Source organism: Dongia sp., assembly GCF_041918875.1.
Taxonomy (GTDB): Bacteria; Pseudomonadota; Alphaproteobacteria; order Dongiales; family Dongiaceae; genus Dongia.
Map to the genome: position 1 here is coordinate 50,162 of NZ_JAYRUV010000021.1, position 26,502 is coordinate 76,663.

General features: G+C 64.4%; 22 protein-coding genes. 7 read left to right on the forward strand and 15 right to left on the reverse strand.

Annotation, left to right across the window (positions count from 1 at the left end):
• Position 1: 1 nt before the first annotated feature.
• The 3 genes from pyk to ACE3TY_RS18850 all read right to left on the reverse strand — a co-directional run bounded on the left by pyk (position 2) and on the right by ACE3TY_RS18850 (position 3,724).
• Positions 2-1,420, reverse strand: coding sequence for a pyruvate kinase (gene pyk / locus ACE3TY_RS18840; RefSeq protein ID WP_374655849.1), 1,419 nt, complete (start codon positions 1,418-1,420; stop codon positions 2-4).
• A gap of 22 nt (positions 1,421-1,442) precedes the next feature.
• Positions 1,443-2,702 (reverse strand): glycerate kinase, encoded by a 1,260-nt coding sequence (locus ACE3TY_RS18845; RefSeq protein WP_374655851.1) that lies wholly within the window; start codon positions 2,700-2,702, stop codon positions 1,443-1,445.
• Positions 2,703-2,812: 110 nt separating this feature from the next.
• Positions 2,813-3,724: a DMT family transporter gene (locus tag ACE3TY_RS18850; protein ID WP_374655853.1), complete on the reverse strand. Its 912-nt coding sequence runs from the start codon at positions 3,722-3,724 to the stop codon at positions 2,813-2,815.
• A 199-nt stretch (positions 3,725-3,923) separates the two neighbouring features.
• On the opposite strand from ACE3TY_RS18850, the gene ACE3TY_RS18855 reads away from it, so the two are divergent.
• From ACE3TY_RS18855 to ACE3TY_RS18865, 3 genes are read left to right on the forward strand one after another with little or no spacing between them, the layout of a single operon-like run.
• Positions 3,924-4,634, forward strand: a complete 711-nt coding sequence (locus ACE3TY_RS18855; RefSeq protein WP_374655855.1) for an N-formylglutamate amidohydrolase — start codon at positions 3,924-3,926, stop codon at positions 4,632-4,634.
• Complete coding sequence (locus tag ACE3TY_RS18860; protein WP_374655857.1) at positions 4,631-5,758, forward strand: carboxylate-amine ligase; 1,128 nt, start codon at positions 4,631-4,633, stop codon at positions 5,756-5,758. Before ACE3TY_RS18855 ends, ACE3TY_RS18860 begins: the two co-directional genes overlap by 4 nt.
• 12 nt (positions 5,759-5,770) lie before the next feature.
• Positions 5,771-6,067, forward strand: coding sequence for a DUF1244 domain-containing protein (locus ACE3TY_RS18865; protein WP_374655859.1), 297 nt, complete (start codon positions 5,771-5,773; stop codon positions 6,065-6,067).
• Here the strand turns inward: ACE3TY_RS18865 and ACE3TY_RS18870 are convergent.
• The 3 genes from ACE3TY_RS18870 to ACE3TY_RS18880 form a co-directional block, all read right to left on the reverse strand.
• The gene (locus tag ACE3TY_RS18870; RefSeq protein ID WP_374655861.1) at positions 6,064-7,518 is read right to left on the reverse strand and encodes a methyl-accepting chemotaxis protein; all 1,455 of its coding nucleotides are present in this window, start codon (positions 7,516-7,518) and stop codon (positions 6,064-6,066) included. The two genes, ACE3TY_RS18865 and ACE3TY_RS18870, sit on opposite strands and share 4 nt — an antisense overlap.
• A complete protein-coding gene (locus ACE3TY_RS18875) occupies positions 7,515-7,847 on the reverse strand; it encodes a hypothetical protein (protein WP_374655863.1) in 333 nt (110 codons plus the stop codon). The genes ACE3TY_RS18870 and ACE3TY_RS18875 overlap by 4 nt, the downstream gene beginning before the upstream one ends.
• A gap of 116 nt (positions 7,848-7,963) precedes the next feature.
• Positions 7,964-8,845 carry a DMT family transporter gene (locus ACE3TY_RS18880; RefSeq protein ID WP_374655865.1) on the reverse strand — a complete coding sequence of 294 codons (882 nt, stop codon included), beginning with the start codon at positions 8,843-8,845 and terminating at the stop codon, positions 7,964-7,966.
• 182 nt (positions 8,846-9,027) lie between these two features.
• Between ACE3TY_RS18880 and ACE3TY_RS18885 the strand changes: the two genes are divergently transcribed.
• A complete protein-coding gene (locus ACE3TY_RS18885) occupies positions 9,028-9,276 on the forward strand; it encodes a DUF2312 domain-containing protein (protein WP_374307355.1) in 249 nt (82 codons plus the stop codon).
• Between the two features lie 121 nt (positions 9,277-9,397).
• Here ACE3TY_RS18885 and ACE3TY_RS18890 read toward each other — a convergent pair whose 3' ends face one another.
• The 8 genes from ACE3TY_RS18890 to ACE3TY_RS18925 form a co-directional block, all read right to left on the reverse strand.
• Positions 9,398-10,393, reverse strand: a complete 996-nt coding sequence (locus tag ACE3TY_RS18890; protein WP_374655868.1) for an ABC transporter ATP-binding protein — start codon at positions 10,391-10,393, stop codon at positions 9,398-9,400.
• Complete coding sequence (locus tag ACE3TY_RS18895; protein ID WP_374655870.1) at positions 10,390-11,394, reverse strand: ABC transporter ATP-binding protein; 1,005 nt, start codon at positions 11,392-11,394, stop codon at positions 10,390-10,392. Before ACE3TY_RS18895 ends, ACE3TY_RS18890 begins: the two co-directional genes overlap by 4 nt.
• A 7-nt stretch (positions 11,395-11,401) precedes the next feature.
• Positions 11,402-12,289 (reverse strand): ABC transporter permease subunit, encoded by an 888-nt coding sequence (locus tag ACE3TY_RS18900; RefSeq protein ID WP_374655872.1) that lies wholly within the window; start codon positions 12,287-12,289, stop codon positions 11,402-11,404.
• Positions 12,282-13,199 carry an oligopeptide ABC transporter permease OppB gene (gene oppB, locus ACE3TY_RS18905; RefSeq protein ID WP_374655874.1) on the reverse strand — a complete coding sequence of 306 codons (918 nt, stop codon included), beginning with the start codon at positions 13,197-13,199 and terminating at the stop codon, positions 12,282-12,284. Before oppB ends, ACE3TY_RS18900 begins: the two co-directional genes overlap by 8 nt.
• Before the next feature lie 103 nt (positions 13,200-13,302).
• A complete protein-coding gene (locus ACE3TY_RS18910) occupies positions 13,303-14,895 on the reverse strand; it encodes a peptide ABC transporter substrate-binding protein (RefSeq protein WP_374655876.1) in 1,593 nt (530 codons plus the stop codon).
• A 341-nt stretch (positions 14,896-15,236) separates the two neighbouring features.
• Positions 15,237-16,394, reverse strand: coding sequence for a DUF2336 domain-containing protein (locus ACE3TY_RS18915; RefSeq protein ID WP_374655878.1), 1,158 nt, complete (start codon positions 16,392-16,394; stop codon positions 15,237-15,239).
• A 230-nt stretch (positions 16,395-16,624) separates the two neighbouring features.
• Positions 16,625-18,202 (reverse strand): ATP-binding protein, encoded by a 1,578-nt coding sequence (locus tag ACE3TY_RS18920; RefSeq protein WP_374655880.1) that lies wholly within the window; start codon positions 18,200-18,202, stop codon positions 16,625-16,627.
• Positions 18,199-19,347: a DUF2336 domain-containing protein gene (locus ACE3TY_RS18925; RefSeq protein WP_374655882.1), complete on the reverse strand. Its 1,149-nt coding sequence runs from the start codon at positions 19,345-19,347 to the stop codon at positions 18,199-18,201. The genes ACE3TY_RS18920 and ACE3TY_RS18925 overlap by 4 nt, the downstream gene beginning before the upstream one ends.
• Positions 19,348-19,718: 371 nt before the next feature.
• Between ACE3TY_RS18925 and ACE3TY_RS18930 the strand changes: the two genes are divergently transcribed.
• Positions 19,719-21,119 (forward strand): caspase domain-containing protein, encoded by a 1,401-nt coding sequence (locus ACE3TY_RS18930; RefSeq protein ID WP_374655884.1) that lies wholly within the window; start codon positions 19,719-19,721, stop codon positions 21,117-21,119.
• A gap of 17 nt (positions 21,120-21,136) precedes the next feature.
• Here ACE3TY_RS18930 and ACE3TY_RS18935 read toward each other — a convergent pair whose 3' ends face one another.
• The gene (locus tag ACE3TY_RS18935) at positions 21,137-23,419 is read right to left on the reverse strand and encodes a PAS domain-containing protein (RefSeq protein WP_374655886.1); all 2,283 of its coding nucleotides are present in this window, start codon (positions 23,417-23,419) and stop codon (positions 21,137-21,139) included.
• Between the two features lie 415 nt (positions 23,420-23,834).
• Between ACE3TY_RS18935 and ACE3TY_RS18940 the strand changes: the two genes are divergently transcribed.
• Together ACE3TY_RS18940 and ACE3TY_RS18945 are read left to right on the forward strand one after the other, a co-directional pair.
• Positions 23,835-25,442, forward strand: coding sequence for a carboxyl transferase domain-containing protein (locus ACE3TY_RS18940; RefSeq protein ID WP_374655888.1), 1,608 nt, complete (start codon positions 23,835-23,837; stop codon positions 25,440-25,442).
• 11 nt (positions 25,443-25,453) lie between these two features.
• On the forward strand, positions 25,454-26,236 hold the full coding sequence (locus tag ACE3TY_RS18945; protein WP_374655890.1) for an enoyl-CoA hydratase-related protein: 783 nt from the start codon (positions 25,454-25,456) through the stop codon (positions 26,234-26,236).
• Positions 26,237-26,502 lie beyond the last annotated feature (266 nt).

The following is a 26,502-nucleotide window of genomic DNA, read 5'->3' on the forward strand; positions in this document are numbered from 1 at the left end:
GTTATTCCTCGACCCAGGCCACGCGCAGGATGTTGGTCGAACCCGGTGTGCCCAAGGGTACGCCGGCCGTCACCACGATGCGCTCGCCGGCCTTGGCGAAGTCCTCGCGCAGCGCGATGCGGCAGGCTTTCTCCGCCATCTCCGAGAAACGCTTCAGATCGGCGGTCACCACGCAATGCGTGCCCCAGACCAAGGCCATGTTGCGCGCCGTCTCCAGCTTCGAGGTGAGACACAGAATCGGCACCGCCGGCCGCTCGCGTGCCATGCGCAAGCCCGTCGAGCCGGATGTCGTATAGGTGACGATGGCGGAAGCCGACAGCGTCTGCGCGACCTGGGCCGCCGCCTGGCTGATGGCGTCCGATTCAGTGGCGGCATGGTCGAGGCGCTGCGCTTCCAGGATGCGCCGGTAGAACGGATCGCGCTCGACGCGCTCGGCGATGCGGTTCATCATGGCGACCGATTCCAGCGGGAACTGGCCGCTGGCCGTTTCCGCCGACAGCATGACGGCATCGGCTCCGTCATAGACCGCGGTGGCGACGTCGGACGCCTCGGCGCGCGTCGGCGTCGGCGCATTGACCATGGAATCCAGCATCTGTGTCGCCACGACCACCGGCTTTCCGGCCAGGCGGCAGGCGGCGATGATGCGCTTCTGCAGGCCCGGCACGTCCTCGGCCGGCATTTCCACGCCAAGGTCGCCGCGCGCCACCATGACGGCATCGGAGAGTTCGACGATTTCCTCCAGCCGCTCGATGGCGGCGGGTTTTTCCAGTTTCGAGATGATGCGGGCGCGTCCGGCGATCAGCTTCCTCGCTTCAGCCACGTCTTCGGGCCGCTGCACGAAGGAAAGAGCGATCCAGTCGGCGCCGAGGTCGAGCGCGAAGGTCAGATCCGACCGGTCCTTCTTGGTGAGCGGCGACAGTGGCAGCACAACGTCCGGCACATTGACGCCCTTGCGGTCCGAGAGCTTGCCGCCAATCTCGACTTCGCATTCGGCGGCGTCCTTGGCCACCTTGCACACGCGCATGCGCAGCTTGCCGTCGTCGAGCAGCAGCGTGACGCCGGGTTTCAGCGCAGTGAGAATCTCGGGATGCGGCAGGGGGGCCCGCCATGCGTCGCCCAGGGTCGGGTCCAGGTCGAAGCGGAATTTCTGGCCGGGCTCCAGCATGACCGAGCCCTTCTCGAACTGACCGACGCGGAGTTTCGGTCCCTGCAGGTCGACCAGCACGCCGATCGGCCGCTTCGTCGTCTGCTCGATATGTCGGATGATGTCGTAGCGCTTCTTGTGGTCCGCATGGCTGCCATGGGAGAAATTGAGGCGAAACACATCGACGCCGGCTAGGAACAGGGCTTCGATCTCCGCCTGGGAGGAAGTGGCGGGACCGAGGGTCGCAACGATCTTGGCCTTGCGCTGTCGTCTCATGAGCTGAACCGGTTCTTTCTTCTTATTTGACCAGGATGACGCGGATATCATTGACGTTGGTTCGTGTCGGTCCCGTGACGATCAGGTCGCCCAGTGCCGAAAAGAACCCGTAGCCGTCATTGTTGGCCAGCATGGCCTTGGCACTCAAGCCCTTATCGGCGGCTCGGGCAATACTGCCGGGTGTCAGCAGGGCGCCGGCATTGTCCTCGGTCCCGTCGATCCCGTCGCTGTCACCGGCCGCGGCATGGATTCCAGGCTGCCCGTTCAGGGCCACCGCCAGCGCCAGCAGGAATTCCGCATTTCGCCCGCCACGGCCCTTGCCGCGCACGGTGACGGTTGTCTCGCCGCCCGAAATAAGGGCCACGGGTGCTGGAGCCGGCTGGCCGTGCTTGGCGATCTGCCGGGCGATGCCGGCATGGACCAGCGCCACGTCCCGCGCTTCGCCCTCGAGATCCCCCAGGATCAGCGGCCTGAATCCCGCCGCCTCGGCCACCTTGGCGGCGGCGTCGAGTGCATTCTGCGGCGTTCCCAGCATGCGTGTTTCGCTATTTGCTAGACGCGCATCGCCCGGCTTCGGCGTTTCACAGGCGGGGTTTTCCAAATGGGCCCTCACGGCCGCCGGCATCCCGATTCCGTATTTCGCGAAAACGGCGATGGCATCTTCGCGAGTGGAAGGATCGGCCACTGTCGGGCCGGAGCCGATGACCGACGGATCGTCGCCCGGCACGTCCGAGATCAGCAAGGTCACGACCTTGGCCGGATGCGCCGCCGCGGCCAGCCGCCCGCCTTTGATCGCGGAGAGGTGCTTCCGCACGCAGTTCATCTCGGCAATGTTGGCGCCGGATTTCAGCAAGGCCTTGTTGACCGCCTGCTTGTCGGCCAGGGTCAAGCCGTCGCCGGGCACCGCGAGCAGCGCCGAGGCGCCGCCGGAAATGAGGCAGAGCACCAGATCGTCGGCGCGGAGGCCCCGCACCCTGGTGAGAATCCGGCGGGCCGCTTCCTGCCCCTGTGCGTCCGGAACGGGATGCGAGGCTTCCACGACTTCGATCGATCGGCAGGGCAGGCCATGCTGATAGCGGGTCACCACCAGCCCGTCGATACCGCCGCTCCAGGCCAGTTCCACCGCCTTGGCCATGGCGGCGGCCGCCTTGCCGGCACCCACGACAACGACGCGACCCCGAGGGCGCGGCGGCAGGTGCGGCGCCAGGATCTGCAGCGGATCGACGGCGGCGACGGCGGCGGCGAACATCCGCCTCAACAGTTCGGTTTCGGAAGCGCTCACGATTTTCCCCTGGTGCGAGTTGCAGGGACAGTAGAAACGCGGGACCCCACGGGTCAAGCAGGGCGGCGACCTCTTTGCGCCGTTCTGCGGCGCCGGCCCGGCAAAAGGCGCTATTCCGCCGGGGCCGCGGGCGCCGGTTTGGCCATGAAAATGCCGGCCAGCACGATGAAGCCGCCCAGAATCTGCCACGGCCCCAACCCTTCACCCAGCAGCATCCAGGCAAAGACCGCCGAGGCCAGCGGGTTGATGAGGAGGGTGAGGGAGGAGAAGGCGGCCGGCAGATGCGCCACTGCCCAGTTGATCAGACTCTGGCCGATGGTCTGGCTGACCAGCGCCAGGCCCAGCACGGCGCCCCAGCCGGTCCAGCTTTGCGGCAGGAGCCGGTCCTCGGTCAACAATCCCACGGGAAGCAGGACAAGGCTGGCGGCAAGCGATCCCCACAGCATGACTTCGGCGGTCGAGAGATGCCGTCGCGCTTCCTTGCCCCCACGCAGGTAGCCGGCATAGGTGATGGCGCCGATCATGCCCAGGATGAAAGCGAGGCTGTCATGAATGTCGAGCGGCTTCTCGCCGCCGGCCAGCAGCAGCCAGACGCCACCGAAGGCCGCCGCCATGCCTGAAATGAAACGCAAGCCGAACCGTTCGCCGAAGAACAGGAAGCCCGCCGCCGCGACCCAAAGCGGGGCAGTATTGCCCATCAGCGTGGCCGCGGCGACGCTGGCGAATTGCAGGCACCAATGCCAGGCGATGAGGTCGATCGCCAGGGAAAAGCCGGCAAAGCCGGTGATCTTCAGGGCGCGGCGGCGCTCGGCCGGAGCAGGACGCTCTGCCGAACGCTGGGCCGGCCGGTGGCTCATGACCCAAAGGGCGAAAAAGGGCAGCGCCAGGAACATCCGGTAGAAGCCGGTCATGGTCGGCCCGACCTCGGACAGCTTCACGAAGATCCCGGAAAACGAGATCATGATTGCGCCCAGGATCAGGATCGGCAGGGCGAATCTGTCGGCGGAATGGCCTGATTTCATGATGAATTTGTTGGGAACGGGGATCGGTCGTCGGATGACAGCGGCTGCCGCCTCTTCTATGCTGGCACCGACTTTCGGTCAATTGCATGAAATGCATGACAAGATGATGTCGCCAGACACAGCATCAGATCGCCTTTTGGGTCCCGGTGACCCGCCTCCCTTCAAGCTTCTCAATGAAAAAGGCCAGGCGCCCCTGGTCATGTTCTGCGACCATGCCGGCCGCGCCATTCCCCGGAAACTCGGCGCGCTGGGTCTGACACCGGGCGAGCTCGACCAGCATATCGCCTGGGATATCGGCATCGCGCAAGTGGCGGCGATCCTGTCGCGCAACCTCGACGCCCCTTGCGCGCTGGCCGCCTATTCACGCCTGGTGATCGATTGTAACCGACGCCTCGACGATCCTACTTCTATCGCGCAGGAATCCGACCGCATCGTGGTGCCCGGCAATCGCGGCCTCGATGGGCTCGCCCGGGCGCGCCGCGCCGACGAGATTTTCAAGCCCTATCATTTCGCCGTGGCTGACCTCATCAAGAAGAAGCGCGAAGCAGGCCAGATCCCGGCCATCGTTTCGCTGCACAGCTTCACGCCGGTCATGAACGGCTTCAAGCGACCCTGGCATTTCGGCGTGCTGTGGAACCGCGATCCGCGCCTGCCGATCCCGCTGATGCAGCGCCTGGCCCAGCTGCCGCATGTCGTCGTCGGCGACAACGAACCCTATTCGGGTCGCGATGAGCACGGCTTTTCGATCATCGCCCACGCCGAGGCGCAAGGCCTGCCGCATGCCTTGATCGAGATCCGCCAGGACCTCATCAGCGACGAGGGCGGCGTCAACCGCTGGACAGCCAAGCTGGAAACGGCGCTGAAGGGGTTGCTCATCGATCCCGTTCTCTTTCCACCGGCGAAGAAATGAGCGAGCCGGCCTTTACGCTGGGGATCGAGGAGGAATACCTCCTGGTCGATCGCTTGACCCGCGATCTGGTCGCGGACCCGCATCCGGATCTGTTCGCCGAGGCGCAGGCGGCGCTGGGCCCGCATGTGAGTCCTGAATTCATGCGCTCGCAGATCGAGATCGGCACCGGCATCTGCAATTCGCTGGCCGAGGCCCGGTCCCAGCTTAGCCGTTTCCGGACCACCCTGGCCGATGTCACCGGCCGGCATGGGCTGGCCATCGTCGCGGCTTCGACCCATCCTTTCGCGGATTGGGGCGGGCAGAAGCATACCGACAAGGAACGCTACAACGCGCTGGCGCGGGATATCGGCGGGCCGGTGCGGCGCCTCCTCATCTGCGGCATGCATGTCCATGTCGGCATCGAGGATCCGGAACTGCGCATCGATCTGATGAGCCAGGCCAGCTACTTCCTCCCGCACCTCCTGGCGCTCTCAACTTCGTCGCCTTTCTGGCGCGGCGCCGATACCGGCCTTAAATCGTACCGCCTGGCGGTCTTCAACGAGCTCCCGCGCACGGGCTTGCCGGAGATATTCGATTCCTTCGGCGAGTATCAGCGCCATCTCGACGTGCTGATCCGCGCCGGCCTCATCGAGGACGGCAGCAAGCTGTGGTGGGACCTGCGTCCCTCCGCGCGCTTCCCCACGCTGGAAATGCGTATATCGGACGCCTGTACGCTGCTCGACGACACGCTCTGCATCGCCGCCATGTACCGCTGTATCCTGCGCATGCTCTATCGCCTGCGCCGCGGCAATCAGCGCTGGCGCCGTTATGCGGCCATGCTGATCAACGAAAACCGCTGGCGCGCGCAGCGCTACGGCATCGACGAGGGACTGGTCGATTTCGGCAAGGGCCGCATCGTGCCGATGCGGGATCTCATTGATGAACTGGTCGATCTCCTTGGCGAGGACGCGGCCTTTTTCGGATGTTCGTCGGAATTGGAGCATGCCCGCGCGATCCTGGCGCGCGGCACCAGTGCCCACCGACAGCTCGCGGTCTATAATGCGGCCATGCAATCCGGCCTCGATCCGCGTGCGGCGCTGCAGCGCGTGGTCGACCGGCTCATCGAAGAGACGACGACTTTCTAAGAGGAACGCCCCATGGACGACAGGACCAAGACCGAGCTTGAAGCGGCGGCCTTCCGCCGCCTGGTGCAGCATCTGCGCGAGCGGACCGACGTGCAGAATATCGACCTCATGAACCTGGCCGGTTTCTGCCGCAACTGTCTGTCGCGCTGGTACCGCGAGGCGGCGGAGGTCAAAGGCATCTCTCTTGCTGACCCGGCGGCGCGCGAGATCGTCTACGGCATGCCCTATGACGAATGGAAGGCCAAGTATCAGGCGGAAGCGTCGGCCGACAAGCAGGCGGCCTTCGAGAAGAACCGGCCCAAGGATTAGTTGGTCGGCAGCGAACGCAGGAACTTGCGCACCTCTTCCTGCAGGTGGGCCGATTGCGTCACCAGGCTCTGCACGGCCGACGAGACTTCCGTGGCCGTGCTGCCGGTATCGTTGGCGGCCGCCTGCACATTGCTGATGATCCGCGTGGTTTCGCCCGTGCGCATCGATACGCTCTGCGCCGAACTAGCGATCTCGCGCGTCGCGTGATTCTGCTGCTCGACCGAGGAACTGATCTCCTGGGCGATGCCGCTGATTTCGCCGATGATGTCGGAGATGGTGTGGATGGCGTCGGCCGATTTCCCCGTCGCCGCCTGGATGGCGCCGATCTGCGCCGAGATTTCGTCGGTGGCCTTGGCGGTCTGGCCGGCCAGCGATTTCACCTCGCCCGCCACCACGGCGAAGCCCTTGCCCGCTTCGCCGGCGCGCGCCGCTTCGATCGTGGCGTTCAAGGCCAGCAGGTTGGTCTGGCTGGCGATATCGTTGATGAGATGGATGATGTCGCCGATCTTCTGCGCCGCCGAGGTGAGCTCTGCGACGGAGGATGAGGTGAGGCCGGCTTGTTCGACCGCGCGCGCCGTGATCTCGTTCGAGCGCTGCGCCTGGCGCTGGATTTCTGCGACCGAGGCGGTCAGCTGTTCGGCGGCGGCGGCGATCGCCTGCGCATCGCCCGTGGTCGCACCCGAGGCTTCCGCCGCCTGCGCCGCCTTGGCGGCATTGTCGCGTGCGATGTTTGTCATGCCACCGGCGAGGTTGGCCGCCTGTCCCGTCCGCGCTGTCACCTCGTCGATGACGGATTGCACCGCGCGCTCGAAATCGGTGGCGATGCGCGAGAGCACGTCGCGCTGCTCGGCCTTGGCCCGGGCATCCGTCGCCCGTTCATGGGCCGCGGCTTCTTCCGCCTGATGGCGCGCCGTTTGCGCTTCGCTGAGCGAAACCGCGGCTTTGGCCAGCGCTTGCGCCAGATATTGCGAGACCCACATCAGCACGCCGGCTTCGATCAGCACGATGACCGCATGCAGCACGACGCGGAAGAAGTCGGCTCCGCCCGGAAATACGGCCAGCGGCAGCAGGAAATTGAGCAGCAGATGGTGCAGCGCGATGGTGACCGTCGCCACCAGGATGGCGCGCCAGTCGCAAAGCGCCGTCAGCATGGCGAGTGCCGCGAAGAAATACATATGGATGTCGATCTGCCAGGCCTGCCCCTCCATCCCTGCGACGATGAGAGCGATCATCACCATCAGCGCCGTTGAGAGAAACAGTTGCAGGCCGAGGCCGGAACTGACGATGGCGAACGCCGCCACCGCGATGCTGACCGCCAGCGCGATACCCGACAGCCAGCCGATCCCGCCGCCGACCAGCCATTCGATCAAGGCGATGAGCGGCAGATGCAGGCAGATATAGACCGCCAGAATACGCGCCACCCGCGCGCGCAGGGCATCGATCGAGTTCATGATTTCGTCCTCACTGCTGGAATGGAAGCGCAGCCCATGGCGCTATCGGCGCGCAGCACCAAAGTGGCGCCGGCCGCATAGAGCTGGGCGGCAAAATCGGGTGCATCGCCGATGGCGATGATGGAACCGGGCACGCCGCCGGGGCTCAGGATGCGGCCGCCGGCGGCGATCACGCTGGCTAGGGCGTCGCCTTCCAGCGCAAAAACGGCGACCGGCTCCGCGGCTCCCGTCTGGGGCAGCACGCGCACCAGGGCAACCGCGCCGAGGCCGAAAACAGCCAGGATAGCGGCGGGTATGCAACACCGCCACGAGGCCTCTTGCACGCGCATTCAATCCCCCGACGCATTTTTCGGCTGTTCGATGCGGGCAGACTAGCCGTCGATTACAAAGACATAGTTAAGGCTATGGAATTATTCCGCACTCGCGGAGGCGTGAGAATAACAACCTATTGCGCGGGCGGGATCGGGGCAGCCTTCGGCTTGCCGCGCCACACCACCACTGCCAGTCCCGCCAGAATGATGACGCCACCCAGGACCGTGGCCCGCGTCAGCGGCTGCCCCAGCACCAGAGTGTCGGTGACGACGCCGAAGACCGGCATCAGTAGGGTGAACGGCGTCAGCTCGTCGACCCGGTGGCGCATCAGCAGCCAGTACCAGATCGAATAGGGCAGGGCGAAGCCGAAGGCGGCGATGCCCAGCACGCCCAGCCAGCTGCCCGCTGGAATGGCGGCAATGGTCGGCAGCAGGCTTTCCCCCTCCAGCAGGAGCGCCGCCACGATCATCTGCGGCGTGGCAAAGCGGGCGATGGCGGCATAGAGCGCCGTGCCATGATCCTTGGCGACGATCGGGATGACGGCCTGCGTCGTCGCCCAGGAGGTGACGCAGATCAGCATGGCAAGGATGCCGAGATAGGCCGAGGTGGCATCGGGCCTCCCCACCACGACGACGACGCCCGCCAGGCACAGCAGTGCGCCGATCCCGTTCTTGATGTTGGGCTTGTCGCGCCCCAAACCCCACGAGGCGATGATGGCGATCGGCACGGAGAGCTGCATCAGCAGGACCGCGGTCGAACCGGGCAGCAGCTTCAGCGCGTAATAGACCGCCGTGCTCTGCAGCGTGCCGCCGAAGAAGGCCAGCAGGAACAGCGTCTTTCGCGGCGTCCTGGCGCGCGGATAAAAGGGGCTGAGTAACAGCGCCACGGTCGCATAGACGATGGTGACCAGCAGCACCGGCGGGAAGTAATTCTCGACGCTGGGCTTGGCGAGGACATAGATCGGCCCCCAGAGAATCTGGATGAATATGGCCAGGGCGATATGGGGAAGAGGCATGATGGTCCAGGTCCGGTGCCGCGGCACTCTGCCTGGAACCGTGCATGGCTGCAAGATGGCCCCGCTATCCACGTTATCCACAGGCTTTCGCGTCTTGTTCCACCCGCCCGGCACGGATAGAGTCCGCCCGATTCGCGACCGCTCTGTTCCGGCGGCCGCCCTTGTTCCTGCAGGAGAGTCCCATGGCCGATTCCGGTGGCATTGCTGCTGACCACCTCAAATCCTTCATCGAGCGCATCGAGCGCCTGGAGGAGGAAAAGGCCGCCATCGCCAACGATGTGAAGGAAGTCTATGCCGAGGCCAAGGGCACCGGCTTCGACACCAAGATCATGCGGCAGATCATCCGCCTCAGGAAGATGGAACCCAACGACCGCGCCGAGCAGGAAGAACTGCTCGACATCTACATGCGCGCCGTCGGCATGGTGGTTTAGGGCGAACTTGCTCCGCGCTTTTCCCTCCACCTTCAGGGTGGGGGCCGAAGCGAAGGCCGCCGCCTATCGAGACTTGTGCGCCCCCCTCCTACCTCCCCCCTGAAGGGGGGAGGAAAAGACTTTACCCGCCCACCGGTCCGGCATGGTGGCAAGCCACCATATGGTCCTTGCCGGCCGATATCAGGTCCGGCATGACCTGCGCGCAGATCTCGGTTGCTCTCGGGCAGCGTGTGCGGAATGGGCAACCCGAGGGCGGATTGAGCGGCGAGGGCAGATCACCCTTGAGCACGATGCGCGCCTTGTTGCGCTCGACATCCGGGTCCGGCACGGGCACGGCCGAATTCAGCGCCTGCGTGTAGGGATGGAGCGGGTTGCTGTAGAGCGAATCCCGGTCGGCGATCTCCATCACCTTGCCCAGATAGAGCACCATTACCCGGTGGCTGATATGCCGCACGATAGCCAGATTGTGCGAGATGAAGATGAGCGACATGCCCATCTCGCGCTGCAGATCCATCAGCAGGTTGACGATCTGCGCCTGGATCGAGACGTCGAGCGCCGAGACCGGTTCGTCGCAGACGATGAGGCGCGGATTGTTGATGATGGCGCGGGCGATACCGATACGCTGGCATTGCCCGCCGGAAAATTCATGCGGATAGCGGTTGACCTGGTTGGGCAGCAGCCCGACCTTGGCCATCATCGCCTTCACGCGCGCCTTCACTTCGTTGGCCGAGAGATTGGGCTGAAAGGTGGTAAGCGGTTCGGCGATGATCTGCCCCACCGTCATCCTGGGATTGAGGCTCGCCAGCGGATCCTGGAAGATGATCTGCATCTCGCGTCGCAGGTTGCGCATCGCACCGGGCTCAAGCTTGGCCAGGTCCTGGCCAAGCCATACCGTGCGCCCGCCACGTAAGGGCAGCAGGCGCAGAACGGCACGGCCCAGTGTCGACTTGCCGCAGCCGGATTCACCGACCAGCCCCAATGTCTCGCCGGGTTTCAGGTCGAAGGAAACACCGTCCACCGCCTTGACGATGGCGGATGAGCCGCCACCGAACAGGCCCTTGCGGCCGACATCGAAATGGACCTTGAGGTCGTTGACGGAAAGCAAGGGCGCGCTCATGCCACCACTCCGATTTTCAGCTTGCTTGCGTTGCCCAGTTCTTCCAGATGGCATGCTTTCGCGCGGCCGACATCGCCGGCCTCGCGCAGCTGGGGCCGCTCATGAACGCAGCGGTCGAAGGCGTAGGGGCAGCGTTCGCGGAAGGTGCAGCCGCTGGGCAGGCTCTGCAGGTTGGGCGGCTGGCCGCCGATCGTATCGAGGCGCGTCAGGCCATGCGCATCGAGACGCGGCATGGATTTCAGCAGCCCTTCGGTATAGGGATGTTGCGGTCGCTTGAAGATATCGCGGACACTGCCTTCCTCGGCGATGGCACCCGCATACATCACCATCACCCGGTCGGCCAGGCCGGCGATGACACCCAGATCGTGCGTGATGAGGGCGATGGCCATGCCGGTATCGCGCCGCAGCTGCGAGAGCAGGTCGAGGATCTGCGCCTGCACGGTGACGTCGAGCGCGGTGGTGGGCTCGTCGGCGATGAGGAGTTCCGGCCCGCACAGCAGCGCCATCGCGATCATCACACGCTGGCGCATGCCGCCCGAAAACTCATGCGGGTGCATGCCGATACGCCGCCGGGCTTCCGGAATCTGCACCTGGTCGAGGACGCGGATTGAGGCTTCCGCCGCCGCCGCCTCGGTCATGCTCTTATGCGTCATCAGCACTTCGGTCATCTGCCGGCGTACCGTGAGGTAGGGGTTGAGCGAGGTCATCGGGTCCTGGAAGATCATCGACATGCGCGCGCCGCGGATCTTGTTCAGCTCCGCGGTGGGTACATTCAGGATCTCGGTGCCCGTCACCTTGACCGAACCCGTGGCTTTGCCGTTGCTGGCCAGCAGCCCCATGATCGACATGAAGATCTGGCTCTTGCCGGAACCGGATTCGCCGACAATGCCCAGCGTCTCGCCGCGCTTGATGCCGAAGGAGACATTGTTGACCGCCTTCACATCGCCTTCCGGCGTCCAGAAGGCGGTGTTGAGGTTGGTGACTTCGAGAACGTTGCTCATCGGCCCCTCACCGGTCCTTCGGGTCGAGCGCGTCTCGAAGACCGTCGCCGACGAAGTTGAGGGCCAGCAGAGTCACCACCATCACGGCGCTGGGGAAGACCACGGCCCAGGGGGCGATGTCCATAGACTGCGCCCCTTCGCTGATCAGGGTGCCCCAGGATGAGTTTGGCTCCTGCACACCCATGCCGAGATAGGAGAGGAAGCTCTCGGTCAGGATGACGGCCGGCACGGTCAGCGTCATATAGACGACGACGGGCCCAAGGCAGTTGGGGATGATATGGCGCGTGATGATGCGCCAATTGGAAACCCCGCTCGCATGCGCCGCCTCGATGAACTCCTTCCTGCGAATGCTGATCGTCTGCCCGCGCACGATGCGGGCCATGTCCAGCCAGCTCACCGCACCGATGGCGAGATAGATGAGCACCATGCTCTTGTTGAAGACGACGGTCAGCAGGATGACGAAGAAGATGAAGGGGATCGAATAGAGGATATCGACGATGCGCATCATGACATTGTCGGTGCGCCCGCCGATGAAACCCGCCGTGGCACCCCACAGGGTCCCGATGACGAGGCTGACCAAGGTGGCGACGAAGCCGACGATGAGCGAAACCTGCCCGCCGTAAAGCGTGCGCACGAACAGGTCGCGTCCATTCTGGTCGGTACCGAAGAAATAGCCCTTGGCGAAATCCGGCGGGACGCTGATCATTTCCCAGTCGATTTCGTCCTGGGCGCGCAGGCCCAGATAGGGCGCGCCGAAACAGAGCAGCGTCACGATGGCCAGAATGATGAGGCCGGCCACGGCCGCCTTGTTATGCATGAATCGGCGGCGTGCATCGGCCCAGAGGCTGCGCCCCTTGACTTCCGGCTGAATAGCGAGGGCCGCGATATCAGTCATAGCGCACCTTCGGGTCCAAGAGGCCGTAGCAGAGATCGGCCAGCAGATTGCACAGGATCACCAGGGCGCCGAACAGGATGGTGACGCCAAGGACCAGCGTGTAATCGCGGTTGATGGCGCCCTGGACGAAATAACGGCCGATGCCGGGGATGCCGAATATCTGTTCGACGATGACCGAACCGGTCACGATGTTGGCAATGGCTGGTCCCATATAGGAGACGACCGGCATGAGGGCCGCGCGAATGGCATGGCGGGTCAGTGTGACCATCTCAGGTAACCCTTTGGCGCGTGCCGTGCGCACGAAGTTGCTACGCAGAATCTCGAGCATGGAGCCGCGCGTCAGGCGCGTGAAGGCTGCAATCTGCGGAATGGCCAAGGCGATGATCGGCAGGATCCAATTCGATGGCTTGCCCCAACCGCCCACGGGCAGCCAGTGCAACATCAGGCCAAAGACCAGGGTCATGATCGGCGCAATGACGAAATTGGGGATGGCGATGCCCAGCATCGCCGTGCCGACACTGAGATAATCTATCCAGCTATTCTGCCGCAGCGCAGACCAGATGCCCAAGCTGACACCGACCGCAAGCGCCAGCGCGATCGCCGACAGGCCCAGGCCCAGCGAGGTCGGGAAGCCCTGCCAGATCAGCTCCGAGACCGTGAAGTCCTTGTATTTGAACGAGGGGCCGAAATCGCCCTGGGCAAGCCCGCCGATATAGCGGGCGAACTGCTGCGGCAGCGGCTCGTCGAGATGATATTGCTGCATCAGCTTGGCTTCGACTTCGGCAGGGACCTTGCGTTCCTTGTCGAACGGGCCGCCGGGTGCCATGCGCACCATGAAGAACGACACCGCCAGGATGATGAACAATGTCGGTATGGCGCCAAGCAGACGCCGGATCGTGTAATGAAACATAACAGCCGCCTCCCATCGGTGCCGAAACTCGGTGCCGAGGCGCATCGGGTCAAAGAAAAACGACCCGGTGGCATGATGCCACCGGGCCGTCCATCAAGCAATCTTACTCCGCAACGGAGATGAAGCGTGCCAGGTGGAAGTCGAGGATGTTGTATTCCCAGCCCGCGACTTTCTTCGACACCATATGCTGCGACGTGTAGTGATAGATCGGAAGCATCGGGTTGTCGTTGAGGAAGGCCTGTTCCGCGTCGTGGAACATTTGCATCCGCTTCGCCGGATCCGTTTCCGTGGCGGTCGCCTTCACCAATTCATCATACTTCTCGTTGTTGTAGCCGGCATCGTTGCGCTCGCCGGCGTCCGACAGGAACATATCGAGGAAGTTGATGGGATCGTCATAATCGGCGATCCAGGCCGCGCGCGCGACGTCGAATTGCTTCTTGTCGCGGGTCTCCAGATAGACCTTCCACTCCTCGTTGCGCAGGGTGGCATCGACGCCGACCTGCTTCCACATGCTCTGCACCGCGACGGCGATCTTCTTATGGTTCTCGCTGGTGTTGTAGAGCAGTTCGACCTTCAGCGGGTTTTCCTTGGTATAGCCGTGCTTGGCCAGGAGCGCCTTGGCTTCTTCAAGGCGCTGGGCCTGCGGCATGTCCTTGAAGTCGACGAAGGCCTGCTTGTAGTCGGTCATCGGCGGAACCCAGGAATAGGCCGGGGCTTCGCCGCCCTGGGTGATCTTGCTCACCAGGACTTCACGGTTGACGGCCAGCGACAGAGCCTTGCGGAGCTCCGGCTGGGCGCCCAGCGGTTCGCGGGTCAGGTTGACGACGTAGTAATAGGTGCCGAGATAGGGTGTGTTCTTGAACTCGTCGGCGAAATTGGCCTCGAGATCGGGGATCTGTTCTGACGGCGCGTCATAGGTGGCATGGAGTTCGCCGGCCTTGAAGCGCTTCAGCTCTTCGGCGAGATCCTCGGTCGGATACATGACGACCTTGTCGATCTTCACATTCGTGGCGTCCCAGTAATTCGGGTTCTTCACGTAGGTGAGCGAAGCCTGCGGGGTCCATTCGGTTAGCTGATAGGCGCCGTTGCTGACGATGTTACCGGGCTTCGTCCAATCGTCCTTGAACTTCTCGACGGTCGCCTTGTGCACGGGATAGGAAATCGGGTGGCGCAGCAGCCCTAAGAAATAGGGGGTCGGGCCGGTCAGCGAGATCTTCAGCGTATGATCGTCGACCGCTTCGGCGCCAAGCTTGGAGAAATCCTTCTCCTCGCCCTTGCGGATGGCGACGGCGTTGACGATGACGTCAAGGATCGGCGCGTAATCGGCGGCAGTCTCGGGGTTCACGGCGTCCTGGAAGCCGAACACGAAATCGGCGGCGGTCACCGGATCGCCGTTCGACCATTTGGCATTCTGGCGCAAATGGAACGTATAGGTCTTGCCATCGTCGCTGATTTCCCAGCTCTCGGCAGCGCCCGGAATGATGTCGCCGTTCGGCGCGTAGGTGGTGAGGCCCTCGAAGATATCGGCTTCGATATTGGCTTCGGTGACGCCGGTCGATTTGTGCGGGTTGATCGTTTCCGGCTCGGCACCGTTGCCGCGATGGAACACCATCTCCGCCTGGGCCAGCGCCGTGCTTGTCAGCAGCGCGGCCGCAGTCATGGCCGGCAGGACCAGCCCCTTCATTACCTGCTTCATGAGTTGAAACCTCCTCTGTCATCGGAAAGCTCGAGAACCATCCGGGCACCGCGTCCCCCAGCAAGCTTGATCGCATTGTCAAGTGCAGCGCCCTGGTCCTCAGCTGGCGTCATCTTTCTTCAACACTTGCTAGGGTTCAATAGAAATAGCTGATTTCACGCGGGTTTTGGCGCCTCGGCGCCCATTTGCGGGGGCCACTTTTGTTCTCGATTGTCGGAGCTATTTCAGGCGATCCGCGTATCGCCCCGGCGCATCGCCGGGACTGGCGGATGTCGGCTATCGGAGCGCCGGGCTGGCTCGGACAACGGCGCAATTGGTAAACGCTTGTAAGACAGCGCCGCTTACGCGATCGGTTCGGTCGGCTGGGGCGCATCCTGGGCCGGAACGGCCTCTTCGGTCGTCACCGGGCCAGCATCCTCGCTCTCGGTCAGGGCTTCCCGGGCCGATTCGCGCCGCCAGCGGGCGATGATGGAGCTGGCCTGGGCAGCCTCGGTCCGATCGAAGAAGTCGAGCGCCTGCCCCAGATCGGCGGCGCCGATGCCGCCCTTCGTGCGCAGCCTGCGCACCAGCAGGTAGATCTGGGCGAACTCGTCGCGCCTGAGGCCGATCGCGCGCGCGATGAAGGCGATGCTGTCGCCGCCATTCTCGTTCATCAGCTTGCGCACCAATCCCATGCGCAGATTCGCCAGATGCGCCACCTGCGCCTGGAAGAGGGCGAGATTGCCGGCGCGCAGCGCGCTGATCATCGATGCCGGCGTCAGTTCTATCTCACCATTCTCTTCCGTTGGTGCTGGCGGCGGCGCCTCGGGCAGGGCTTCCGCTTTCTGGCCATAAACCGGCTGCTGCGCCGAAGCGACCATGGCATCGAAGAGGAACCGGGCATTCAAAGTCTCGCACACATCGGCATCGGCCCAGATCATCATGTCCTCGGCAATGCTCTCCGGCAGTTCGCGCCGCTCGGCCAGCAGGCGCTGCAGCGGCACATCGGTCATGGCCACCAGCGCGGCGCTGGAGAGTGCGGGAATGGAAAAGGGCGCTTCCGGGTCGGCCAGCAGCCGGCGCAGGATCTCCGGATCTTCCAGCCGGGCCAGCGCATCCACCACCGCTATCGTGGGGCCTTTGCGCGTGGCGATAGTGGCGGCATGCGCCGCACCCTTGCTTTCGATGATCGAAACCAGGTCGCTGGGCTCCAGCCGGTTCCCGGAAAAGAGCACCGGCGAGGCGATTTCGATCTCGTCCTCGGCGAAGACCTTGAGGAGTTCCGGCTCGGCCAGCGTCGATCCGGCCATCTCATAGGCCAGTTCCATCCGCTTTTCGGCCAGCGTCCTGGGGCGCAGCAGCCGGAGGATTTCGGCCAGCATGATTTTTTCCTTGGGCTTCATGATGGCGCCCCTGCGCCAGAACAGGCGCGCCAATAGCGCAAACATCCTCGAGCGGCCTTCCGGCGACTTGTCGCGGGCCACTTGCGCCAGTTCCTTGAGGTCGAACCCCTCGCTCACGCGCCGTTCACTCCCGACTCAGCGGCGGATGGATATCATAGGTAACCCGCGGGGTGGGTATGGGTAAAGAAGTTCGGGTCGATATGCGCTTCGCGCGCCCCCTCTCCCTAACCCTCTCCCACGTTGGGGAGAGGGAACGAGAACGAGGTGGTTGTGGCGGGCTACTCCCTCCCCCCAACGTGGGAGAGGGGCGGGGAGAGGGGGAGCACCAGACTCTTTGCTGGTGCCGCTCACTTCACCGGCGTCAGATGATTCCCGTCGATGACGCGGTTGGCGGGCAGGGTGACGATGGCGCGGGTGCCTTCGCCCAGCGTGCTTTCCAGGTGCAAATCGCCGCCATGCAGTCTGGCAAGACCCAGCGACAAGGTAAGGCCGAGGCCGGTGCCCTCATATTTGCGGTTGAGGCCGCTATCGGCCTGCGCGAAGGGATGCATCACGCGGTCGATATCCTCGGTGGCGATGCCGATGCCGGTATCGCTGACGCACAGAATGAGATCGCCGCTTCGCGCCATGCTGGCGCTTAAGGTGATGCGGCCGCCGCGCGGCGTGAATTTCACCGCGTTGGCCAGCAGATTGGCCAGGATCTGCTTCAGCTTGCGCTTGTCGGCATGGACGCGCGGCAAGCGCGCTGGCAGGTCGACGCGCAAATCCAGCCCCTGCGCCTGCAGCCGGTCCTGGATCAGGCGCGACACAGCGTCGAACAGTTCCTCGATATTGCAGGCGCTCTCATTGATCTCGGCCTGGCCGTTCTCGATCCGCGAGACATCGAGGATGTCGTTGATGACGCCCATCAGGTTGATGGCGCTGCCGTGGATGTCGCGCACATAGGAGCGGTATTCGGGGTTTTCGACCGGGCCCAGCAGTCCCATGCGCATCACGTCGGCAAAGCCGATGATGGCGTTCAAGGGCGTCATCAACTCGTGACTCATATTGGCCAGGAACTGGCTCTTGGCGCGGTTGGCGGTTTCGGCCGATTCCTTGGCGGCGCGGAGGTTCTCCTCGCGCCGGGTCAGTTCGGTGATGTCGGTGGCTGCCCCGCGATAGCCGATAAGGGCACCGCTCGCCGGATCGAACACCGGCAGCGCGCTCATCAGGAACAGCTTGCGCCGGCCGGTGGCGTCTTCCGCATCGATCGGCAGGTCGCGGAACGGCGACAGCTTCTGCAGGCGCCGCTGCAGATTGACCCGCAGCGCGTCCGAAGCGACGAGGCCGAGGAGGTTGCGGCCGATCAGCTGCTGCGGCACCATGCCGAGCGTCGCCACGACGCGCTGCGTCACCAGCTTGAGGTTGAGTGCCGCGTCCGTCTCCCACATCCAGTCGGCCGAAAGGCGGATGAAGTCCATCTGCCGGTCCAGCGCCTGGGCGGTTTCGTCCTGGCCGCCGCGGCCTTCCTGCAACAGGGTGAAGAGGCCGCCGAAACCGGTCAGCAGGCCGCCCGCTTCCGTCATCGGTTCGAAGCGCGCGCGCAGGCGCTGCACGCTGCCGCCGGCGGCGAAGTCCCAATCGCGGAACACGGTCGCGCGCCTGAGGTCGATCTCCTCGGCGATCTCGGAAAGGCGCAGCCTTTCGCCGATGATGCCGCCATCGATGCGCGTCTCGGCGATGCGCCGGCAGGCGGCGTTGGCCCAGCTGATCTGGCCCTTGGGGTCGCACATCATCATGGCGGGGCCGAATTCGACCAGTTCCTGGCGGAAAAGCTCGCTGAGGCGCGCCGGCGAGGGGGCGGCTTCGTTGGCCGGGCTTACCGGTTTGGGGGCGGCGGCTGGGGTCGCGGCGAAGCTCGGTGCCAAGGGAGTTACTTTGTTCATGCGCGTTTCTTCTCCTGCCCTTCTTCGATCGAGCGAATGGCAAACAGATAGTCAGGGTCGCGCCGCCAGCGGGTCAGCACGGTTTCGGCCGCCGCATGCGACAGCCGGTCGAAGAATTCCAGCGCCCGGCCGAGATCGGCGGGGGCGAAGCCCGCGCCGCCGCCTTGCCCAACCCGGGCGCGCCGGGTGAGCAGGAAGATAGTGGCGAATTCCTCGCGGTTGAGGCCCATGGCGCGGGTCACCACGGCAAGGCCCTGGCCGCCCGGCTCATAGGCGATGCGCGTGATGAGCCTGAGACGCAGGCCGCTCATCTCGGCGAACATCGCCTCGAACAATTGTATCTCGCCCTTGCGCAGGGTCTGCAGCAGCAGGCGCGGCGTCAGCTGCCGGTCGGCACCGAGTGCGCGCGCCAGCACATCGGCGGCGCTGTCGGCCTCCGCGTCCGCCGCCGCCTCGCGCACTTCTTCCTTCACCACCGGTTCGAGCCGGTCGTCGAGTGTCGCGGGATCGATGTCGAAACGGTCGAGCAGGGCCTGGCGCAAGGCGGCCGCCACCCAATAGACCATGCGGCGCGCCAGTTCCGACGGCAGATCGCGCCGGCGCACCAGCGGCTCCTGGAATTCGTCGACCGATTTCGATTGCTCGACCAGATAGGCGAGCGTCACGCGCGAGATGTTGGAATCCTGGTTCTCCAGCAGCGTGCGGATGACGTCGCGGTCGCCCGTCTCGACCAGCGCGTCCGAGACGGCGCTGCTGAGATCGCGGCGCATCGCGACGGTCAGGATATGCTGGCGCGAGCGGTGGCGGATCACCTCGATGAGGTCGATATCCTGCAGCACGGCCGAGCGCAGCAGGATGGGTGTCGCTACGTCGATTTCGTCATTGGCAAGGAGGACGGCCAGTTCGCGCGGCAGGCCCGGCGCGTCGGCCAGGCGCAAGGCGAGCTTCCGGCGCACATCGCGCGCCACCTCGCCGATCAGCTTTTCCAGAATGTCCTGCATCAGCGCGCGTTCCTGCGCGCTCAGCACATCGTTGCGGTCGTGGAACAGATCGCCCATGACGGCAAACAGCTCGGCCCGGCTCTCGTCGGAACGGAGCCGCGCCAATGCCAGCAACTGCTCGCCGTCGATGTTTTCGTCCGCCATCACCGTGCTGCAATGGATTCATGGGCGCCTCACATATCCTGGCACACCCAACCCATCCCGTGCAGTTCCCCCGAAAAGCCCTGAATATGGGAGGCTAGGATCGGAGAATGGTTAAAGTCAACCTAATTTCGGAGCTTTTCCCACTAGATATATGATTTGTAAGAGAATTTTTTTAGCTAAAATGCCATGCAACCACTATATCAATGTTCGGCATGGACTCCTGTGACTAAATCCTGTGGGTTTGAGACAAAATGACGGTTTCGAGTCAGGGTTCGCTTCCTTCGCTTGAGAAGCCTTAACCGCGCATCATAATAAGGAGAGTGTGCGCCAGCGCACTGCCGCTCCGGCCCCGATCGCGCTAGATTATGGGCATGACGATCGCGGGACGCGTGCATCATCTCCTTGCAGCCTTGCTGGCCGGCCTCATCCTGTGCTGGGGTGCCGCCGCCATGGCCGAGCCGCGCCTCGCGCTGGTGATCGGCAACGGCAAATATGGCGGCAATATCGGCAGCCTGATCAATCCGCCCAACGATGCCAACCTGATGGCCGAACGCCTCGCTGGCCTCGGCTTCAAGGTCACCAAGCTGGTGGATGGCGACCAGACCGCGATGAAGCGCGCGATCTCGGCCTTCGGCCAGGCGCTGAGTGCCGCCGGTCCCGATGCGGTCGGCCTCTTCTTCTATGCCGGCCACGGCGTCCAGGTCGATGGCACCAACTATCTCATCCCCACCAACGCGGCGATCAATGCCGAGGCGGACGTCGATCTTTTTGCGGTCTCGGCCGAATCCGTCCTCAAACAGATGGAATATGCCGGCGCCCGCGTGAACATCGTCATCCTCGACGCCTGCCGCAACAATCCGCTGCCGCGCTCCGTGCGGTCGGCCAGCCGGGGCCTGGCGCGCATGGATGCGCCGACCGGCAGCTTCATCGGCTATTCGACCGCTCCCGGCAATGTCGCCAACGATGGCGGCGGCAGGAACTCGCCCTATACCGCGGCCCTTGCCGCCGAGATGGCCAGGCCCGGCATCGCCATCGAAGAAGCCTTCCGCAATGTCCGCGTCAAGGTGATGGCCACCACCGAGCAGCAGCAGGTGCCCTGGGAATCCTCGTCGCTGACCGGCGCCTTCTTCTTCCAGCCCGCCAGTGCCACGGGTGCCGCCGCTGCCGCGACGCCCGCACCGGAGAATGAAACGGCCGCGATCGATGGCAAGGAGCAGGCCTATTGGAGCGCCGTGAAGGACAGCAGGGACGCGAGCGATTTCGAGGCCTATCTGGGGCGCTATCCGAACGGCCGCTATGCCGATGTCGCGCGCGACAAGGCACAGCGCCTGCGCAACAGCTCGGCCGAGCCGGAAACGCAGGCTGTGACGCAGACTGCCGGCCGCGGTTCGGATGCGCCCGAGCCGGAGGCCCAGGTCGCTGCCTTGCCGCCGGCGGACGCGCCCCTGGCCGAAGAACCCAGCGGCCCGGCGCCCGACGGCACGCTGCGGCTCTCGTCCAAGGTGAGTGGCCAGCTCAAAAGCTATCTGTCGCAGTTGAAGAACCACAACGGCGCCTTCGCTGTTTCGCCCGACGGACAATATGCCGGCAGCTATGTCTGCGCCGAGATCGGTCAATGCGTATCGGGCAAGAAGGGCCTGCCGCAGAACACCGATCCCAGCTATCCGCAGAAGACCGCGCTGCAGAAGTGCCGCAGCGCCGCCAAGCAGGAATGCGTGATCGTTCTGGTGCGTGGCGAGAAACGCAAGCCTTACCTCCTCGCCGGCGAATAGACCATCTCGGCGATTGATCAGCCGCAGCCCCGTGGACCCACGCGCGCCTGCGGGAAGCGCAGGATCACCCGTGTGCCCTGGCCCGGCTCGCTGGAAAGGTCGATCGAGCCGCCATGAAGTTCCATCAGCCGCTTGGTAATGGCAAGCCCCAGCCCCGTGCCGCCATAGCGGCGGCTGATCGTGGCATCGGCCTGGTGGAAGGCCGAGAACAGATTCTGCATCGCCTCCTTCGACATGCCGATGCCGGTGTCGCGGATGACGACCACCAGGTCGCCGCTATCGCCCAGCCGTCCGGTCAGATAGACGATGCGGTCCGGCGGCGAGAACTTCACCGCGTTCGACAGCACATTGAGCAGGATCTGTGCCACCGCCCGCGCATCCGCCTGCAGCATCGGCAGGTCGCGCTGCCAGTTCCGCTCGATATGCACTTTGCCTTCGTCGGCGCGGGACTGCACCATGCGCAGGCAATCCTCGGCAATCGCCGGCACGTCGACCGCTTCCTCGAACAGTTCGACCTTGCCGGCTTCCAGCTTCGACATGTCGAGTACATCGCCGATGAGCTGGAGCAGCAGTTGCCCGCTCTTGTAGACGTCGCCGGCATAGGCCGAATAGCGATCGGGCGCATCGCCGAACAGCTGGTCGCGGATGACCTGCGAGAAACCGATGACGGCATTCAACGGCGTGCGCAGCTCGTGGCTCATATTGGCCAGGAACTCGGTCTTCGACCTGTTGGCGATTTCGGCGGCGTTCTTGGCCTTGATCAGTTCCAGCTCGCGCTGGCGCAGTTCGGTAATGTCCTGCAAGGCGCCCGCGATCTCGATCACGCGGCCTTGCGCGTCGACCGTCTTTTCGCAGATCGAGCGTATGTAGCGGATGCCGCGGTAGCGCGACAGGATACGGTATTCCTGGCTGAAGCCCATCTCCGGCCCGCGCAGGAACGTGTCGTAGCGCTCCCAGCTTGCCCTGGCATCCTCGGGGTGCACCACTTTCTCGTGCCAGTCGAAATCGTTGAGGGCCACGTCCTCGGGCGCCAGGCCAAGGAGGTCGGCCGTTTCGCCGGAGGAACTGTAGACGCCTGGCAGCCCATCGACACTGTCCAGCGACAGCTGCCAGGACCAATGGCATAAGCCCGACATGCGCAGCGAGCGGCGCAAATCGCCCTCGGCGCGCTGCAGGCGCCGTTCCGACGCCCTGAGATCCGTCACGTCCTGGAAAGTGCCGGCGATCTGGATGACATGGCCGTTATCGTCGCGCATGCGCTCGCCGGTCTCGCGGATATAGAGCACATGGCCCTCGCGGTGAACGGCGCGATATTCGACCGAATAGGAATCCCCCTCGCCCAGGCGAAATTCGTCGTAACGGGCATGCAGCATCGCCTGATCGTCCGGATGGGCGATCAGGCGCGCATAATCATGGCCGTCGCTCGGCATCTCCCCGGCCGTATAGCCGAAAATGTCGCGTACCTCGTCGGAATAGATATAGCGACCGCGCCGGCTGGCGGGGTCGATATCGTATTCCGTCCCGTCGGGCCGCCAATGCCAGTGGCACAGCTTCGCCATGCGGTGCGCCAGGCGCAGATAGGTCTCGTTGCGCAACAGCGACATCTCATGCCGCCGCAGGTCGGTGATGTCGAGGCCGATCTTGAGCAGCACCGGCGCCGTCCCGACCTCATATTGCAGGGCGACGTTGGACCAGCGGATCATGCGCCGGTCGCCGCTCCTGGCGATCCAGGTGGCCTCGCGGAAAATCGGCCGGGTGCGGTGCAGGGCTTGCGCCTCGACGACCTGCTCGGCTTCCAGGTCGCCGGGCAGGAAGCGGCTGCGCCATATATCGGTTTGCGCCAGTTCCTTGGCGCTGAAGCCGGAGACGCGCTCGGCCACTGCATTGGCCTGCAGCAGCCTGCCTTGCTGGTTACGCAGAATGACGATGGCGTCGGCCGTCTCGAAGCCGGCATCGACCAGCTGGCGTTGCGCGGCGATCGTCTTGGCATTGGTCTTGACCAGTTGCAGGACGGCAAAGCCCGCCAGGACCGTCATGGCCACGATTCCGGTGGCAAGGAAGCGCAACTCCATCGCATCGTCGACGACCGCCATTGTCGCCACGATGCCGACGATGGCGATGAGGGCGACGAAGGCCAGCCAGCGAAAGAGGATACCTTGCGGCGGCAGCGTCCAGATGGCGGACAGCGGGAGATTGGCCGCCGCGGGCGCACCGGTGCCGCTGCCCTGCGGCTCGGCGGCCGGGCTTTGCGGGCAGGTCAGGCTCTGTTCGGTCTGTAGCTCTATCTTCGAACCGCTCACACCCATATCGGTCCTGCTATCGGCTGATCCCGGCCCCGTTCGGGACGGTTGGGATGGACGATCCTAGGTGCGCGCAGATTAACAACTCTTTACGATAGCAAAGGACAATATTCCCTCGCGCCGTCGCTGCGTGCCCGTCTAGCCAAGTGTCCATCATTCTCTCCGCGAGGCCCGGTATTGCGGTGCGGCAAGCATGCCGATTCGCCTGCGACGGCCATGCGGTCGCGATGCATCGCCCGGCCTCTGGAACAAAGCTGCGTCGCCCTGGCGATTGCCGACAGATTCGAATGGTCTCGGTCTGGCGCCGGACAAGTCCTTGCCCCATGGCCGGATTCCCAAAAAGAACTATTCAAGCCGCGAGGAAGCCGGGATGATTGCCGGCATTCACATCTGCGGTGGTTCCCATGGGTGGTCCATGCCGGTATTGAAATCGGCGCTCAATCTGCAATCCGCCGACTCTCGGGCCAACGCCGCCGCCATGGACGCGTTGGTAAGGGATCTCGATGCGCGCCTCGCTGAAGTCGGCGAAGGTGGCGGGGAGGAGGCGCGGCGGCGTCATGTGGGGCGCGGCAAGCTCCTGCCGCGCGAGCGCATCCAGCTCCTGCTCGATCCGGGGACACCCTTTCTCGAACTCTCGGCGCTCGCCGCTCACGGCGTCTATGCCGACAATGTGCCGGCGGCGGGACTGCTCACCGGTATCGGCCGGGTGGCGGACCGTCTTTGCGTCATCGTCTGCAACGACGCCACCGTGAAGGGCGGCACCTATTATCCGCTGACCGTGAAGAAGCATCTGCGCGCGCAGGAGATTGCGGCGGAAAACGGCTTGCCCTGCCTCTATCTGGTCGATTCCGGCGGCGCCAATCTGCCCAACCAGGATCAGGTCTTTCCCGACCGTGATCATTTTGGCCGTATCTTCTTCAATCAGGCCAACATGTCCGCCGCCGGCATTCCGCAGATTGCCGTCGTCATGGGCTCCTGCACGGCGGGCGGTGCCTATGTCCCGGCCATGTCGGATGAAAGCATCATCGTGCGGAACCAGGGCACCATCTTCCTTGGCGGCCCGCCCTTGGTGAAGGCCGCGACCGGCGAGGAAGTCAGCGCCGAGGATCTGGGCGGCGGCGATCTTCATGCCCGCCGCTCCGGCGTCGTCGATCACCTGGCCGAAAATGACTGGGACGCGCTGCAGCGTTGCCGCGGCATCGTCGGGCGCCTTGGCCAGACGCGCATGCCGGCTGCCCCCACGGCGGCGCCGCGGGAACCGCTTTACGATCCGGCCGAACTCGGCGCCATCGTGCCGGCCGATACCAGGAAGCCCTATGACGTGCGCGAAATCATCGCCCGCATTGTCGACGGTTCCGCCTTCGACGAGTTCAAGCAGCATTACGGCGAAACCCTGGTCTGCGGCTTTGCCCATCTCCACGGCCATCAGATCGGCATCGTCGCCAATAACGGCATTCTGTTTTCGGAATCGGCCTTGAAGGGCGCGCACTTCGTGGAGTTATGCGGCCAGCGCCGCATCCCGCTCGTCTTCCTGCAGAACATCACCGGCTTCATGGTGGGCAGGAAGTACGAGGCCGGCGGCATCGCCAAGGATGGCGCCAAGCTGGTGACCGCCGTCTCCACGGTTGCCGTGCCCAAGCTCACCTTGATCGTCGGCGGTTCCTTCGGCGCCGGCAATTACGGCATGTGCGGGCGCGCTTTCGGGCCGCGCTTCCTTTTCATGTGGCCCAATGCGCGCATCTCGGTGATGGGGGGCGAGCAGGCGGCCTCGGTCCTGGCGCAGGTCAGGCGCGACAATATCGAAGCCAAGGGCGAAAGCTGGGCCCGGGAAGAGGAGGAGAAGTTCAAGCAGCCGATCCGCGACCAGTACGAGAAGCAGGGGCATCCCTATTACGCTTCGGCGCGCCTCTGGGACGATGGCATCATCGACCCGGCCGATACCCGCCGCGTGCTGGGCCTCAGCCTCGCCGCCGCCTTGCAGCAGCCCATCGCCGAAACCCGTTTCGGCCTCTTCCGCATGTGAGATTCGCATCCATGACCGACATCCTTCTCGATTTCTCCGGCCGCGTCGCCCGCATCACCATCAACCGGCCGGAACGGCACAATGCGCTCGATATCGCCATGATCGACGCCTTCCACGATGCGCTCGACAAGGTCGCGGCGAACAAGGAAGCCCGCGTGCTGCAGATTCGCGCGCGCGGTGCATCCTTTTGCGCCGGCGCCGATATCAACTGGATGCGCCGCATGGCGGAATATGACGCCGCCAGCAACATCGCCGACGCCAGGCGCCTGGCTGGCCTCTTCGAAAAGATCGCCTTCCTGCCGCTGCCGACGATCTGCGCGGTGAACGGTCCGGCCTATGGCGGCGGCATCGGCATTGTCGCCGCCTGCGATTTCGCGCTGGCTGCCCCCAATGCCGATTTCGTGCTTTCGGAAGTGAAGCTCGGCCTCATTCCAGCCGTCATCAGCCCGCATATCATCCGCGCCGTCGGTGCCCATGCCGCCAAGCGCCTGTTCCTCTCTGGCCGCAAGTTCGGCGCCGAGGAAGCGGAGCGGCTGGGCCTGCTGGCGCAAATTGTAGCGGCCGAGGAACTCGACGCCGCGACGGATGCATTGACCAGGCAGCTCCTCGAAAATGCCCCCGAAGCCATGGCCGCCGCCAAGGAACTGGTCCAGTTCGTGGCCTCCAAGCCACTGGGGCGCGAGGTGATCGACGGCACCGCCGACCGCATCGCCACGCGCCGCGCCAGCGCCGAAGGCAAGGAAGGCCTCACCGCCTTCCTCGAAAAGCGCATGCCCGCATGGCGGAAGGAATAGGTAGCGATGATTTCGTCGAAATTCCCCTCACCCCAACCCCTCTTCCCACTTCGTGGGGCGAGGGGCTATTTGCTGGCGACAGACGCGTTGGCTCCCTCGCCCCGCTTGCGGGGAGAGGGTGGGGGTGAGGGGCATGTCTCGGTATAGACCGGAGAGATAGGTAACAGTTTGGACCGGAGAGATGGGTAACAGGTCAACATGGTCGGCAAGGGGGACTTGCCGATGCCTTGGAAAGAGACCTGTGTCATGGATGAGCGTTTGCAGTT

What these genes read in the sequence shown, in the direction of transcription:
- ACE3TY_RS18945 (WP_374655890.1), top strand. Translation starts at nt 25,454, where the DNA reads ATGACCGACATCCTTCTCGATTTCTCCGGCCGCGTCGCCCGCATCACC.
- ACE3TY_RS18890 (WP_374655868.1), bottom strand. Translation starts at nt 10,393, where the DNA reads ATGAGCGCGCCCTTGCTTTCCGTCAACGACCTCAAGGTCCATTTCGAT.
- ACE3TY_RS18900 (WP_374655872.1), bottom strand. Translation starts at nt 12,289, where the DNA reads ATGACTGATATCGCGGCCCTCGCTATTCAGCCGGAAGTCAAGGGGCGC.
- ACE3TY_RS18880 (WP_374655865.1), bottom strand. Translation starts at nt 8,845, where the DNA reads ATGCCTCTTCCCCATATCGCCCTGGCCATATTCATCCAGATTCTCTGG.
- ACE3TY_RS18860 (WP_374655857.1), top strand. Translation starts at nt 4,631, where the DNA reads ATGAGCGAGCCGGCCTTTACGCTGGGGATCGAGGAGGAATACCTCCTG.
- ACE3TY_RS18875 (WP_374655863.1), bottom strand. Translation starts at nt 7,847, where the DNA reads ATGCGCGTGCAAGAGGCCTCGTGGCGGTGTTGCATACCCGCCGCTATC.
- ACE3TY_RS18940 (WP_374655888.1), top strand. Translation starts at nt 23,835, where the DNA reads ATGCCGGTATTGAAATCGGCGCTCAATCTGCAATCCGCCGACTCTCGG.
- ACE3TY_RS18870 (WP_374655861.1), bottom strand. Translation starts at nt 7,518, where the DNA reads ATGAACTCGATCGATGCCCTGCGCGCGCGGGTGGCGCGTATTCTGGCG.
- ACE3TY_RS18855 (WP_374655855.1), top strand. Translation starts at nt 3,924, where the DNA reads ATGTTCTGCGACCATGCCGGCCGCGCCATTCCCCGGAAACTCGGCGCG.
- ACE3TY_RS18895 (WP_374655870.1), bottom strand. Translation starts at nt 11,394, where the DNA reads ATGAGCAACGTTCTCGAAGTCACCAACCTCAACACCGCCTTCTGGACG.
- ACE3TY_RS18930 (WP_374655884.1), top strand. Translation starts at nt 19,719, where the DNA reads ATGACGATCGCGGGACGCGTGCATCATCTCCTTGCAGCCTTGCTGGCC.
- ACE3TY_RS18885 (WP_374307355.1), top strand. Translation starts at nt 9,028, where the DNA reads ATGGCCGATTCCGGTGGCATTGCTGCTGACCACCTCAAATCCTTCATC.
- pyk (WP_374655849.1), bottom strand. Translation starts at nt 1,420, where the DNA reads ATGAGACGACAGCGCAAGGCCAAGATCGTTGCGACCCTCGGTCCCGCC.
- oppB (WP_374655874.1), bottom strand. Translation starts at nt 13,199, where the DNA reads ATGTTTCATTACACGATCCGGCGTCTGCTTGGCGCCATACCGACATTG.
- ACE3TY_RS18910 (WP_374655876.1), bottom strand. Translation starts at nt 14,895, where the DNA reads ATGAAGCAGGTAATGAAGGGGCTGGTCCTGCCGGCCATGACTGCGGCC.
- ACE3TY_RS18865 (WP_374655859.1), top strand. Translation starts at nt 5,771, where the DNA reads ATGGACGACAGGACCAAGACCGAGCTTGAAGCGGCGGCCTTCCGCCGC.
- ACE3TY_RS18850 (WP_374655853.1), bottom strand. Translation starts at nt 3,724, where the DNA reads ATGAAATCAGGCCATTCCGCCGACAGATTCGCCCTGCCGATCCTGATC.
- ACE3TY_RS18920 (WP_374655880.1), bottom strand. Translation starts at nt 18,202, where the DNA reads ATGAACAAAGTAACTCCCTTGGCACCGAGCTTCGCCGCGACCCCAGCC.
- ACE3TY_RS18925 (WP_374655882.1), bottom strand. Translation starts at nt 19,347, where the DNA reads ATGGCGGACGAAAACATCGACGGCGAGCAGTTGCTGGCATTGGCGCGG.